The organism is Trinickia sp. Z7 (assembly GCF_056498045.1).
This window is the reverse complement of record NZ_JAUEQW010000006.1, coordinates 98,590-110,976: the sequence shown is the minus strand read 5'-3', so window position 1 is coordinate 110,976 and position 12,387 is coordinate 98,590. Positions and strand designations below refer to the sequence as shown.

General features: G+C 65.1%; 12 protein-coding genes. 4 read left to right on the top strand and 8 right to left on the bottom strand.

Annotated elements, in window-relative coordinates; translation table 11 throughout:
• Window positions 1–244: 244 nt before the first annotated feature.
• The 4 genes from QQS38_RS12935 to QQS38_RS12920 form a co-directional block, all read right to left on the bottom strand.
• Window positions 245–862 (bottom strand): uracil-DNA glycosylase family protein, encoded by a 618-nt coding sequence (locus QQS38_RS12935; RefSeq protein WP_479645777.1) that lies wholly within the window; start codon window positions 860–862, stop codon window positions 245–247.
• Window positions 863–897: 35 nt separating this feature from the next.
• Window positions 898–1,266 (bottom strand): DUF488 domain-containing protein, encoded by a 369-nt coding sequence (locus QQS38_RS12930; RefSeq protein WP_479645776.1) that lies wholly within the window; start codon window positions 1,264–1,266, stop codon window positions 898–900.
• 109 nt (window positions 1,267–1,375) lie between these two features.
• Window positions 1,376–2,251: a hypothetical protein gene (locus tag QQS38_RS12925; RefSeq protein ID WP_479645775.1), complete on the bottom strand. Its 876-nt coding sequence runs from the start codon at window positions 2,249–2,251 to the stop codon at window positions 1,376–1,378.
• 251 nt (window positions 2,252–2,502) lie between these two features.
• Window positions 2,503–3,567, bottom strand: a complete 1,065-nt coding sequence (locus tag QQS38_RS12920; RefSeq protein WP_479645774.1) for a glycosyltransferase family 4 protein — start codon at window positions 3,565–3,567, stop codon at window positions 2,503–2,505.
• Window positions 3,568–4,259: 692 nt separating this feature from the next.
• On the opposite strand from QQS38_RS12920, the gene QQS38_RS12915 reads away from it, so the two are divergent.
• Window positions 4,260–6,128, top strand: a complete 1,869-nt coding sequence (locus QQS38_RS12915; protein WP_479645773.1) for an ABC transporter ATP-binding protein — start codon at window positions 4,260–4,262, stop codon at window positions 6,126–6,128.
• Between the two features lie 6 nt (window positions 6,129–6,134).
• On the opposite strand, the gene otsA is transcribed toward QQS38_RS12915, so the two are convergent.
• Both otsA and otsB read right to left on the bottom strand, forming a co-directional pair.
• Complete coding sequence (gene otsA, locus QQS38_RS12910; RefSeq protein WP_479645772.1) at window positions 6,135–7,622, bottom strand: alpha,alpha-trehalose-phosphate synthase (UDP-forming); 1,488 nt, start codon at window positions 7,620–7,622, stop codon at window positions 6,135–6,137.
• Window positions 7,619–8,371 carry a trehalose-phosphatase gene (gene otsB / locus QQS38_RS12905; RefSeq protein WP_479645771.1) on the bottom strand — a complete coding sequence of 251 codons (753 nt, stop codon included), beginning with the start codon at window positions 8,369–8,371 and terminating at the stop codon, window positions 7,619–7,621. The genes otsA and otsB overlap by 4 nt, the downstream gene beginning before the upstream one ends.
• A gap of 332 nt (window positions 8,372–8,703) precedes the next feature.
• Between otsB and QQS38_RS12900 the strand changes: the two genes are divergently transcribed.
• The 3 genes from QQS38_RS12900 (at window position 8,704) to QQS38_RS12890 (ending at window position 10,911) form a co-directional block, all read left to right on the top strand.
• Window positions 8,704–9,420 (top strand): SCO family protein, encoded by a 717-nt coding sequence (locus tag QQS38_RS12900; protein ID WP_479645770.1) that lies wholly within the window; start codon window positions 8,704–8,706, stop codon window positions 9,418–9,420.
• Between the two features lie 128 nt (window positions 9,421–9,548).
• Complete coding sequence (locus QQS38_RS12895; protein ID WP_479645769.1) at window positions 9,549–10,025, top strand: copper chaperone PCu(A)C; 477 nt, start codon at window positions 9,549–9,551, stop codon at window positions 10,023–10,025.
• A gap of 13 nt (window positions 10,026–10,038) precedes the next feature.
• Window positions 10,039–10,911 carry a cytochrome c oxidase assembly protein gene (locus QQS38_RS12890; protein WP_479645768.1) on the top strand — a complete coding sequence of 291 codons (873 nt, stop codon included), beginning with the start codon at window positions 10,039–10,041 and terminating at the stop codon, window positions 10,909–10,911.
• 51 nt (window positions 10,912–10,962) lie between these two features.
• Here QQS38_RS12890 and QQS38_RS12885 read toward each other — a convergent pair whose 3' ends face one another.
• Window positions 10,963–11,475, bottom strand: a complete 513-nt coding sequence (locus tag QQS38_RS12885) for a GNAT family N-acetyltransferase (RefSeq protein ID WP_479645767.1) — start codon at window positions 11,473–11,475, stop codon at window positions 10,963–10,965.
• A gap of 115 nt (window positions 11,476–11,590) precedes the next feature.
• Window positions 11,591–12,139 (bottom strand): SMI1/KNR4 family protein, encoded by a 549-nt coding sequence (locus QQS38_RS12880; protein ID WP_479645766.1) that lies wholly within the window; start codon window positions 12,137–12,139, stop codon window positions 11,591–11,593.
• Window positions 12,140–12,387: the final 248 nt, after the last annotated feature.

The window sequence follows — 12,387 nt, the reverse complement described above, 5'->3', positions numbered from 1 at the left end:
ACGATACGCGCCCTCATTTCGAGATAAGAAGGCGCGCCAGGGGTGCAATGATAGTCCGGCTTTGCACAGTTAGCCGCGCCCGCGTTCGAGGCATGGCGCTTTGTTGGGCCGGCGCGCCCGTACGGTCGAAATTCGCCGCGATTGGCGGTCGCGGCGCATGCAACTTGATGACAACCACTGACGGAAGCGGCGATCGGATCTTCCGCTTGTATCGGGAAGCGACAGCGTTGCGTCAAGCGATCGCCTAGATCGGCTCGTCCGCCAACGCGGCGGCTACGCGCGTCCTGAGCACCGGCAGCAGCTCGCGCTCGAGCCAAGGATGGTGTTTGAACCAGCCTTGGTTGCGCGGCGACGGATGAGGCAACGGCAGGCGCGAGGGACCGAAGTCGCGCCAGGCGGCGACGGTGTCGGTCAAGCTGGCCCGCCGCGCGTCGGGCAAGAACCGCCGCTGTGCGTAGGCGCCCACGAGCAGCGTCAACCGGATGTGCGGCATCTCGGCCAGCACGCGTTCGAGCCAGAGCGCGGCGCACTCGGGCCGCGGCGGCAAATCGCCCGACGCGCCGCGCCCGGGATAGCAATAGCCCATCGGCACCAGCGCCACGCGATTGGGATCGTAGAACGCGTCGCGATCGACCCCCATCCAATCGCGCAACCGCTCTCCGCTCTTGTCGTCCCAGGGCACCCCCGACGCGTGCACACGCGCCCCCGGCGCTTGTCCGACCACGAGGATGCGGGCCGAGCGCCCAACCTGCAGCACCGGCCTCGGCCCGTGCGGTAAATGCGCCTCGCAGGCGCGGCACGCGCGGATCTGCGCGAGCAGCGACTGCAAACGAGCGGGAGCGTGAGGTGACGAGGAAGACATCGACGAGGCTGATGAGGTGAATGGCAAGCCGCGTTTCAGTGATGCCCGAGCCGATCCTGGAGGTACTCGCGCAATACCACGGCTTGGTTGTGCTCGCGGTCGCGGGCGCCGAACAGCAGCGTCACGGGACCTCGCTTGGCTGCATCGAGCAATGGCTGCCAAGCCTGAGGGTTCGCATCGAGTTCGGCGCGATAGCGCCGCCGAAATTCCTCCCAGCGCTCCGGGTCGTGGCCGAACCATCTGCGCAGCTCGGTGCTCGGCGCAACGTCGCGCACCCAGGCCTCGAGGCGCAGCGTGTCCTTCGTGACGCCGCGCGGCCACATGCGGTCGACTAGAAAACGGGCGCGCCCGTTTTGGCCGAGCGCGTCGTACGCCCTGGCGATCTCGATACGAGCCTGCTTCATGACCGTTGCCTCCTTTCGGCGAGCGCTGCGCCGCGCGCCGTCACGCGCGGCGCAGCGACACAGCCTATCGCCCGCGCCAGCGCAACGCAGTCGCTGCGGCGCGATGCACTCATGCTTGCCGCAGCGACGCTTCGAGCGCGTGGGCAGCCATGCGGTCGCCGTCTGTCGCGAGCGTCGCCCGAAACACCGTCTGCCCGTTATGGCCGACGGCCGCCGGCGAGTCCCACCGCAATTCCACGTGCGAGCGTCGTGCCCAACCATGCGCGCGGAGCGCACGCGCGGCGCTCTGCCCGGCTGCGGGCGTCGCGCCGGCGGCCGGCGCCGGCACCGGCACATGCGCCGACGGCCGCTCGCGCTCGATCGCCTCGGCGGCCGGCCATTTGATCGAGAGCTCGCGGGCGTCATATTGACCCACTTTGCGGCTTTCCACCCAAACGACCACAGTGCGCGTCGGGACATCCACCGAAATCGCATATCGGCCGATGGCAAAGCGCCGTGCAGCGACATTGGTGCGCCAGAGCGCACGCGGGCGGCAAATCCAAAGAACCGCCCCGTAAAGCGCCGGCGCGGCCACGAACCACCCGTTCGTGCGGGCGATGGCCGCGACGGTTGGCCGCACCCCATCGGTCCAAACATATGCCCCGATCAACCAAACGGCGAACAACAGGCACAGGAAAGCGAACAAGCGCAAGGCTTGCCGCAACCATTGCGGCAACGGGTGAAACGGCCGCTCGGCGCGCGCATGCGCGCCAGGCAGCACGATCAGCAAGAACAGAAAGACACCGTTGATCGAAGCCCAGGGCGACGAGGCCATCGCCGACAGCGCCTCGCCGTAGCCCATTTGCGCCATCGAGTAGAGCCAGCGCGACAACAAGACGAGGCCGATGGCGCGCAGGGTGAACATCGTACCGGCGCCGGGCGCGGGATCGCCGGCCGCCCGATGGCCGCCCCCCTGATCCGCTCGGGTTCGGTTCGCTCTGGCCAAGTCGCTCTCCTGAAGTCAGTCGTTTTCGCCGCCGATGTGCGGCAGCAGCATTATAGGGATTCGGCGGTTGCCTTTGCGGCCGCTCGAGTCGCGTGGCCGAATACGTGGCGTCCTACCCGAAACCCGTGGCGCGGCGCACCTTTCGTCACGCCGAAAACGACGCGCCCCGCGTGCCGGAAGGCAGGCGGGGCGCGAGATCGGGTTTCGCGCGCGAGACCGAGACGGCTACGCGCGTTCGAGCCGTTGGAGCGTTAGCCGGCTGCGACTTCGCGCAGCACCGTGCGGCGCTTTTGACGCAGCAGGTTCTCGTACGATGCGAGATAGTTCTGCGCCATCACTTTCGAAGTGAAGCGCGCTTCGAATGCTTTGCGCACCGTTTCGCGCGGCAGCGACGGCAAGCGCTTGAGCGCCGCGACGGCCGACAGTTCGTCTTCGACGACGAAGCCGGACACCCCGTTCTCGATGACTTCAGGCACCGAGCCGCGCTTGAACGCGATCACCGGCGTACCGCAAGCCATCGCCTCGATCATCACGAGACCGAACGGCTCCGGCCAATCGATCGGGAACAGCAAGGCATGCGCGCCGCCGAGGAATTCGGCTTTTTCGGCTTCGCCGATCTCGCCGATGTACTCGACGTGCGGCAACGCGAACAGCGGCTTGATCTGCTCTTCGTAATAAGTGCGATCGGCCTTGTCGAGCTTCGCGGCGATCTTGATCTTCATGCCCGCTTTTTCGGCAATGCGAATTGCCGTGTCGACGCGTTTTTCCGGCGAAATGCGGCCGAGGAACGCGAGATAGCTCGGCTCGACGTCCTTGCGCGGCGTGAGCAGGTTCTCGGGCAGGCCGTGGTAGACCGTGGACAGCCAGTTCGCCTGCGGCAGCGGCATGCGCTGGTTGTCCGAGATCGAAACGACGGGCACTTCGTTGAACGTGTTGAAAATGGGCTGCAGCTCGGGCAGGTCGAGACGGCCGTGCAGCGTCGTCAGATGCGGAACCGGCTGGCGCGAGAACAACGAGAACGGGTAGTAATCGATGTGGAAATGCAGCACGTCGAACTCATCGGCGCGGCGGCGCACTTCCTCGAGCAGCAACATGTGCGGAGCCATCGTGTCGCGGATCGACGGGTCGAGACGCAACGCCTGGGGCCAGAACGCTTCGAGCTTGGCCGAGGTCTGCGAATCGCCGCTCGCGAACAGTGTCACGTCATGGCCGAGGTCGACGAGCGCTTCGGTCAAGTACGACACCACGCGCTCCGTCCCACCGTAGAGCTTCGGAGGAACCGCTTCATGCAAAGGCGCGATTTGAGCGATCCGCATAGTGATGAACTCCTAATAAAAATTCAGGCAAAAATGTTGACTGTCGGTCTGGAAGCGAATCGCCCGTTCCGGCGCTAGGCATCAGCACGCCCGGCCGATCCTCGAACGGGTGATTCGCCCTTCTGGTCGTCGACGATGCCGTTCGAACAGGCGTGGAGCGACACGTCACATGTCGTTAAACGCGCAATCGCGCCAACCGTTGACGCCGACGATCAATTTTCCTAGGGCAAACCCGAATCGATTATCCGACCGGTTTCATGCTGCACCGCGGGACATTTCAAACTCTTTACGTTGTTACAAGCCGGAAACATTTCGCTTGCCACGGCGCCGCCGCGCGCGCCTACAGTAGCCCGAAGCGCCGCGTGAATGGACCGGGTGAAGGGTCACGCGGGCGCGTCAATGCAACGGTTGATCCGACCCCGAATGCTCTTGTCCCCGGAGCATTCGAACGTTAACCGGCGATTGTATCTCAAAATTACGGTTTCCTTCGACCGACCTTTCGATCGGAACGCGCATCGAACTTGCTAGCAGCAGGCTCGACGATGCACCGCCGCAAGCGGCGTTGCTCTTAACCAACGCTCGTCGCGAAGCCCCGGGGAATTTCCGCGGATGTTTACAATGGCGGCGGACCGCGTCATCTCGATATTCGCCGAGTTTGGCTTCCGGTCCGCCACACGCAGACTATGCTTTCCATGACACTCGCTTCGCGTGCCTCGCACGAACCACAATTGGAACATTTGACCGTCGCCGAGCGTAACGCTCGCAACGCCAGGCTCTCCGGCTACGCCGAGCGGCCTCTCGCGTTCTTGCTCAGCTACATCCGGCGCCATCCCCTTTCCCACGCGATCGTGTTGGCTAGCGTGTTCGCGGCCGTCATGTGCGCCCTTGCCTCGCAGTACGCCATCAAACATCTGATCGATGTGCTCGGCATGGGCCGCCATCATCCGGGGCCGCTGTGGGCAGCTTTCGCAATCCTCGTGGGACTGATCGCCGCCGACAACTTGCTTTGGCGCATCGGCGGCTGGGTCGCGGCCCACGCGTTCGTCGCCGTCACGGGCGATCTGCGGCGCGACTTGTTCCAGTATTTGACGGGCCATGCGCCCACGTACTTCGCAGAGCGCCAACCGGGCATGCTCGCGAGCCGCATCACCGCGACGTCGAACGCCGTCTACACCTCCGAGAACACGATGGCGTGGAACGTCCTGCCGCCTTGCATCGCTGTGTTGGGCGCCATTGTGATGATCGTGGCCGTCAACCCCGTGATGGCGCTATGTCTCATGCTCTGCTCGGCCGTTCTGGCCATCGTGCTGTTCAAGCTCGCGGGGCGCGGCTCGTCGCGGCACCATAAATTCGCGACCAAGGCGGCGGCCGTCGACGGGGAACTCGTCGACGTGATCGGCAACATGGGGCTCGTGCGCGCCTTCGGCATGACGCTGCGCGAACAACGCCGCTTCGGCGATACCGTCAAAGCCGAAATGGAAGCGCGCCAGCAAAGCTTGTTGTACCTCGAGCGGCTGCGGCTCCTGCACGCCGTCATCACCGCCCTGCTGTCGGCCGGCTTGCTCGGCTGGGCGCTGTGGCTTTGGAATCAGGGACGGGCGACGTCGGGTGATATCGTCCTCGTCAGTTCGCTCGGCTTCACGATCCTGCACGGCACGCGCGATCTCGCCGTGGCCTTGGTGGACGTCACGCAGCACGTGGCGCGGCTCGCCGAGGCCGTCAAGACGCTGCTGGAGCCGCACGGCATGCCCGATCGCGAAGGCGCCGTCGAGCTGACGACGCGCGGCGGGCGAGTCGACTTCGAGAACGTCACGTTCGCCTACCCGCGCCGGCGCGCGATCTTGGATCATTTCGATCTGCATATCGAAGCCGGGCAGCGGGTGGGCCTCGTCGGCAAGTCGGGCGCCGGTAAATCGACGGTGCTCGCGCTGTTGCAGCGCTTTTACGAAACGCAAGGCGGCTCGATCAAAATCGACGGCCAAGACATCGGCACCATCACGCAAGACAGCCTGCGCCACGCGATCGCGCTGGTGCCGCAGGACATCGCGCTGTTTCATCGAACGGTCTACGAAAACATCGCCTACGGCCGGCCCGAAGCGAGCCGCGAGGAAGTCTATGCCGCCGCGCGCGAAGCGCGTTGCACCGATTTCATCGAAGCGATGCCCGACGGCTTCGACACGATCGTCGGCGATCGCGGCATCAAGCTCTCGGGCGGCCAGCGGCAGCGGATCGCCATCGCACGCGCGATCCTGAAGAATGCGCCGATCCTGTTGCTCGACGAAGCGACGTCGGCGCTCGACAGCGCATCGGAGGAAGCGATCCAGCACGCGCTCGACCGGCTCATGGTGGGACGTACCGTGATCGCCATCGCGCACCGCTTGTCGACATTACAGAACTTCGACCGGATCATCGTCATGAGCGCGGGCAAAGTCATCGACGACGGCCATCCGGAGGCATTGCGCAACCGGCCGGGCGTCTATCGCGATCTGCTCAACAAGCAACACGGCAAGGCCATGCAACTGCATACGGGCGGCCGCAAGATCGACGAGCACGTGGCGTAACGACGGTCAAGCCGCAACGCCCTTGCGCACTGCCTTACCGCGCGGCGCGGTGCGTTTCGCGCGCGCCGGCTTTTCCACGAGCTGCGGCTCGCCCGCCTGCGCAAGGTCGCGCAAAAACGTATCGCGCCACACCGAGACATTGTTGCCGCGCAGTTGCGCCATCATGTCGCGATAGCGCGAGCGGCGTTCGGCAAGCGGCATCGAAAGCGCGTGAGCAAGCGCCTGCGCCATGCCGTCGATATCGACCGGATTGACGATGAGCGCCCCGGTCAATTCGTCGGCTGCGCCCGCGAAGCGCGACAGCACGAGCACGCCGGGATCGTCGGGGTCCTGCGCCGCCACATACTCCTTGGCAACGAGGTTCATGCCGTCGCGCAGCGGCGTGACATAGCCCACGTGCGATTCCCGGAACAGCGCGGCCAGGACCGAGCGCTCGTATTGCCGGTGAATGTAGCGAATCGGCGTCCAGTCGAGTTCGGCGAAGCGCCCGTTGATGCGCCCGAGCTCCGTTTCGAGCCGCAAGCGGATGTCCTGATAGGCATGCATGTCGGCACGCGTGGGCGGCGCGATCTGCACGAACGAGACGTTGTTGCGGCAAGCCGGCGCCTGATCGAGCAGCCGCTCGAAAGCGCGGAAACGCTCCACCAGCCCCTTCGAATAGTCCAGCCGGTCGACGCTCATGATGAGTTTGCGCTCGTGCAGCGTCTGCCGCATGGTGCGAACCGATTTGCCGCGCGCGCCCGCTTTGGCCAGTTGCGCGATTTCGTCGGGATAGACGCCGATCGGATAAGCCGCCGCGCGCAGCGAGCGTCCGAACGCGTGCACGTGCGCCGGCGCACCGGCGACGAATGGCGCGCCTCGCTCGCCGCCGTCGATGTCGCCGGCGCCCTCGTGACTCACGTAGTCGCAAAATGCGCGCACGTCCGCTTGGGTCTGAAAGCCGAGTAGATCGAACGAGCACAGCGCCTCGACCAACGCGCGGTGCGGCGGCACGGCCAACAACACCTGTGCGGCCGGAAACGGGATATGCAGGAAGAATCCGACGCGGTTGCGCACGCCCGCCGCTCGCAACGCTTGCGCGAAAGGAATCAGATGGTAATCGTGGACCCAGATCACGTCGTCGGGACGCAGAAGCGGCACGAGCTGCTGCGCAAGCCACGTATTGACACGCCAATAACCTTCGAAATCGTGACGGTCGTACTGGATCAGATCGGCACGGTAGTGGAACGCCGGCCATAACGTCGCGTTCGAGAAACCGCGGTAGTACTGGTCGTAATCGCGCCGCGCGAGCCCGATCGTCGCGAAAGTCACTGGGCCTTGTTCGACGAGCTGCAACTGCGGCTGGCCCGACGAGACGACCTCGCCGCTCCAGCCGAACCACATGCCGCCGGTTTCCTTGAGCGCGTCGTACACGCCGACTGCCAAGCCGCCGGCCGCCGGGCCGCCTTCCGAGATCGGCGCGACCCGGTTCGAAACGATGATCAGACGGCTCATGAGGTGCGTTGCGCGGCGGCGATGATGTCCCCGAGCCAGCCGACGAACGCGCCGACCGAATCGATGCGCGCGCGCGCGGACGTCTCGCCCGCGCCGACCTTGATAGAAAGCCCGCCGCGCTCATTGACGACGGCGAACGCCTTTTCATCGGTCAAGTCGTCCCCGGCGAACACCGGCGTGCGTCCCGCGAACGGGGGCTCATCGAGGAAGGCGGCGAGCGCACGGCCTTTGTCGACGTTCTTCGGCTTGATTTCGTACACCATCTTGCCCGGCTGCAACACGTACGCATCGGCATGTTGCGCGACGAGGCGCTCCGTCGCTTCGCGCGCGACGGTTTCGGCCAACGGCGCATTGCGATAGTGCAACGCGAGCGCCGCGCCCTTGATCTCGAGCAGCGTGCCGGGATGAGCGTTGACGAGATCGGCCAGCACCCGCTCCATGCGCAGCAAGCGTTCGTCGTTGAAACCCAGACGCACCGTATCGCCGCTCGCATCGCGGCGCTCGGCGCCGTGCAAGCCGGCAATGGGCAGATCGGGAAGGCCGAGAAAGCCGTCGATGCTATCGATGCCGCGCCCCGAAACGACGGCGACGGCGCCGTGCGTCAAGCGCCGCAATCGTGTGAGCGCATCGACCACGGCCGGCGGCACGATGATGCCGTCGGGCGTGGGCGCGAGTTCGACGAGCGTGCCGTCGAAGTCGAAGAAGAACGCTGTCTCGCTAGGAGGTAAAAAAGCCGGTAAGGGTTGCATCAGCTGATTCGCGTAACAGTCGCGACCGGCCTTACAGCCGATCGAAACCGGAAAAGTTTGCGCATATTACCGCGCCCGCAGCGGCTTTTCGAGTAACAATGCCCCGAAATGCCTCGAAGCCGCCGGCCCAAGCCCGGCGGGGTGCCAACGCGGGTCCATGCGCCCCGTATCTTGCCCTCTCCCGCGACATATTGCCTCGGCGCCAATCAGACGCGCCCGGCGAAAGGCAACGGTCGGGCAATTGCGCTATAGTCGCAGCCTCGCAGCCGCCTGCTGGGCGCTGCCCGCGAAGGGCGGCGCGAAAATGCTGGCGCACTCTCACAGAGTCACAGATGCCGCCATATGTTCCCGGCGTCGGCTCGCCGTGCGGCGAACCGGCCTCGCCCGCCTTCGCCTCGTCCGCCTTCGCTCGCCATCCTCGTGCAGCGCAAGCCGCGAGCCGACGCGCGCGCGCCTGCTGGACGATGATGATACTCGCCTGCGCTGCGCTCATTGCCGGTTGTTCCCACGACGACGGTCACGGTCCGTGGCAGTTGACCGACGTGAGCGGCCACCTGCCCGATCTCGCGTTCCAGTTGACCGAGGACACGGGGCGAACCGTGAACGCGGCGGCGTTCGAAGGTCGAACGACGCTCGTCTATTTCGGCTACACCCATTGTCCCGACGTATGCCCCGAAACGATGGCGCGCTTGATGCAAGTGCTGGAGAAATTGCCGGCGGCGGACGCCAAGCAAGTGCGTATCCTGTTCATTTCCGTCGACCCTGCGCGCGACACGCCGCAAGCGCTGCACGCCTACGTCGGCGCGTTCGACGCCGAGCACATCCGGGGGCTGACGGGCACGAACGCCCAGGTCGAATCGCTCGCCAAACGCTACCGCATCGCGTATCAGATGGAAAAGCGCGATCCGAAGGGCAGCTACGAGGTCACGCACAGCTCGGCCGTATACGTCTTCGACCGCGCGGGGCACGCGCGACTACTGGCTACGAGCGGCGATTCGCCTGACGCCATCGCGCACGATTTGCGTCGCGTGATCGAGGACGGTACTTGACGGCGATCGCGCACCATGAAGCGGCGCGGCGCTCGCTTGCCGCCGGCCCGTCGTTCATCGATCGGCCTTCGGTGGATCGGCACGACGCAAACCATCGACAACGTGAACCTTTCATTCTCCAACGAATCATGCAGACGACATCTCGCCCCACTCACCACCGTCCCGCGGCGCTCGTCGCCGCGCTTCTGAGCGCGTGCGCCGTAGCGAGCGCCCCTGCCCATGCGGCAGGCACACAGGCGATCACCGCATCGCACGCGTGGGTGCGCTGGCTACCGAACAATCTCCCGGCAGCCGGCTATGTGACGCTCACCAATGCGAGCGAGAAGAACATCGATCTCACGGACGTGACGAGCCCCGACTACGGCAGCGCCATGCTGCACCAAACGGTGTCGAACGGCTCGACCACGAACATGGTGATGGTCGAGAAGGCCACGGTGCCGGCACACGGGAGCCTGACCATCGCGCCGGTCGGTTATCACATCATGCTGGAAGAGCCGACCCGCAAGATCGCGCCCGGGGATACCGTGCATCTGAAGCTGCAGTTCTCCGACGGCGAAACGCTCGACACGCCCTTCGCGGTGAAATCGCCCGCCACGGCGAAGTGAACCGGCCGCCGCGATGAACCTGCTTTACTGGCTCGATCCCTGGGAACCGTCGCCGACGGTCGTCGTTGCCGTGCTCGCCGCCGCGATTCTGTTCGCGCGCGGTGCGCGGCATGCGCGCGTGTCGCCGCTACGGCAGGCGTCGTTCTGGTTCGGGCTGGTTGCGCTTTATGTCGCGCTGCATACGCGCCTCGACTACTTCTTCGAGCACGAATTCTTCATGCACCGATTGCAACACCTCGTGCTGCATCATCTCGGGCCGTTTTTCATCGCGTGGGCGTATCCCGGCGCTGCGCTACGCGCCGGCATTCCCTTTCGCTGGCGCCGGCGCTTCGTCGCGCCGGCGATGAAAACGAAGGCCGTGCGCCTGACGCTCGACGTCGTGTTCAACCCGGTGGTCGCGGTTTTGCTGTTCGTCGGATTGATCTACTTCTGGCTGCTTTCGCCGATTCATTTCAAGGCCATGCTCGACTGGCGGCTCTATCGCATCATGAACTGGAGCATGGTCGTAGACGGCTTGTTGTTCTGGTGGCTCGTGCTCGATCCGCGTCCCGCGCCGCCCGCGCGATTGTCGCCTGGACGACGCATCATGATGGTGATCGCCGCGATACCGCCGCAAATCGTGCTGGGGGCGCTGATCTTCTTCACGCCGCATGAGCTCTATCCGATCTATTCGATCTGCGGCCGTGCGTTCACTTGGCTCAGCCCGATCCGCGATCAACAGATCGGCGGGCTGCTGCTGTGGATTCCCGGATCGATGATGAGCGTGTTCGGCGCGTTGATCGCACTGCGGCATTGGATGCGGCTCTCGGCACGCGAACGGATGCTCGAAGAACGGCGGGAGACGCCGCGCCGCGCGGAGCCTTCCGCGCCGGCGCATGCTCACTGAAAGACGCAGCGGCAGGTGGCCGTGACACGGGCCGCCCTACGCTTCGGCCGATCAGGTCGAGCGCATCCAAATGTGCGGGATCCCGTCGTCGTCGTGGACCTCCGATATCGGCTCGAAGCCGAACGCGCCATAGAACATTTGCAGATGGGCCTGCGCGTGCAACTTGATGGCGGCCTCGGGCCACTGCGCCACGATATGCTTGAGCGCCTGCTCCAGCATCGCGCTGCCCAACCCGATACGGCGGAAATCAGACGTTGTCATCACCCGGCCAATGCGAACATCGGCATCGGACGCATCGGGCAGCAACACGCGGAGATAACCGGCGAGGCTCGGACCGGCGGCACGGTCTCCATCGGGGCGTGCCTGGCCTGCCGGTGCATAGGCCAGCAAGTGCCATGCATCTTTGTCGAGCCCATCGATGTCGTGATAGACGCATTGCTGTTCGACGATGAATACGGCATTGCGCGCCGCGAGCATGTCGTACACCTCGGTCGCCGTGAGTCCCGAGAACGGTTTCCAGCGCCACTCGAGTGACGGATGCGGGTCTGAAATGGGAGCGGTCATGGCGAATCCTGGAATTCGATGACCGGCGATTATCCCGCGTGGTCGACGCAAACGCCAGCGCCGAACGATGGGCAATTGCGTCGAGCCGTGCCGTCCAATGGTGGCCGCCGCTCCCCTATTCTTCCCGATCTTCCAGCGCTATCGTCGCGACGACCTGCCCGGAAAGCCATTGCGCGAAGCTGGCCGCCACGCGCTCGCGCCGATCGTCGTCATGCAGCATGCGGATCACTTGGCCCACCGTGCCGCCCGGGGCTGGATCGAGGTCGATGCATAGGCCGTCGCCCATGCCGTTTCGAGTCAAGGGAATCCATTTGAGGTTGTACCAGTCGTCCTTCACGCCGGCATCGGGGTCGGACGTCATGCCCTCGAATGCTCCTTCCACCACAAGGTCGCGCCACGTGGTCCATTCGGAGAGAATGCCTTGGATGTCGAGCAGGCTCTCTCCGTCGAAACACACGCCGTCCTGATCGGCTTGCCCATTGTGCCGCTTCAGGCTTTCGACGAAGTCATCCGGCAGCTTCGCGCCCAGCGCGCCCTCGAGGACCTGAATGTCGTCGTCGCTCGCGCCGGCGTTGACCCCGCCGGGGATCGCGCGCGGCTGAGCCTGCAACCACGCTTCGAGACGCGCCCACGATTGGGTGATGTCCAACTGAGGTTGTTCCATCGATGCGGACTCCCTTGAAGATTCGATTGATTGATTGGCGCCGACGACGATTGGAATCGGCTCCGCAAGTGCGCAGTTAGGCACGGCGGGTTGCCGCATCGGGTCCAAGCGCAAGAAGTGAATGCGGCTTCCCGCCGCGAGACGGCCCGGGCAAGCGGGAATCGCGGCGATGACTTCCGCGTCGAGAAAGGCTCCGATGCGATGGGAGACTTGGTCCGGCAGAGGATCGATCAGCGGTTCGCCGCAGG

Bases quoted from the DNA above. Each gene is read 5' to 3' on its own strand.
- QQS38_RS12935 (WP_479645777.1), bottom strand. From the start codon at position 862: ATGTCTTCCTCGTCACCTCACGCTCCCGCTCGTTTGCAGTCGCTGCTC.
- QQS38_RS12930 (WP_479645776.1), bottom strand. From the start codon at position 1,266: ATGAAGCAGGCTCGTATCGAGATCGCCAGGGCGTACGACGCGCTCGGC.
- QQS38_RS12920 (WP_479645774.1), bottom strand. From the start codon at position 3,567: ATGCGGATCGCTCAAATCGCGCCTTTGCATGAAGCGGTTCCTCCGAAG.
- QQS38_RS12915 (WP_479645773.1), top strand. From the start codon at position 4,260: ATGACACTCGCTTCGCGTGCCTCGCACGAACCACAATTGGAACATTTG.
- otsA (WP_479645772.1), bottom strand. From the start codon at position 7,622: ATGAGCCGTCTGATCATCGTTTCGAACCGGGTCGCGCCGATCTCGGAA.
- otsB (WP_479645771.1), bottom strand. From the start codon at position 8,371: ATGCAACCCTTACCGGCTTTTTTACCTCCTAGCGAGACAGCGTTCTTC.
- QQS38_RS12900 (WP_479645770.1), top strand. From the start codon at position 8,704: ATGCCGCCATATGTTCCCGGCGTCGGCTCGCCGTGCGGCGAACCGGCC.
- QQS38_RS12895 (WP_479645769.1), top strand. From the start codon at position 9,549: ATGCAGACGACATCTCGCCCCACTCACCACCGTCCCGCGGCGCTCGTC.
- QQS38_RS12890 (WP_479645768.1), top strand. From the start codon at position 10,039: ATGAACCTGCTTTACTGGCTCGATCCCTGGGAACCGTCGCCGACGGTC.
- QQS38_RS12885 (WP_479645767.1), bottom strand. From the start codon at position 11,475: ATGACCGCTCCCATTTCAGACCCGCATCCGTCACTCGAGTGGCGCTGG.
- QQS38_RS12880 (WP_479645766.1), bottom strand. From the start codon at position 12,139: ATGGAACAACCTCAGTTGGACATCACCCAATCGTGGGCGCGTCTCGAA.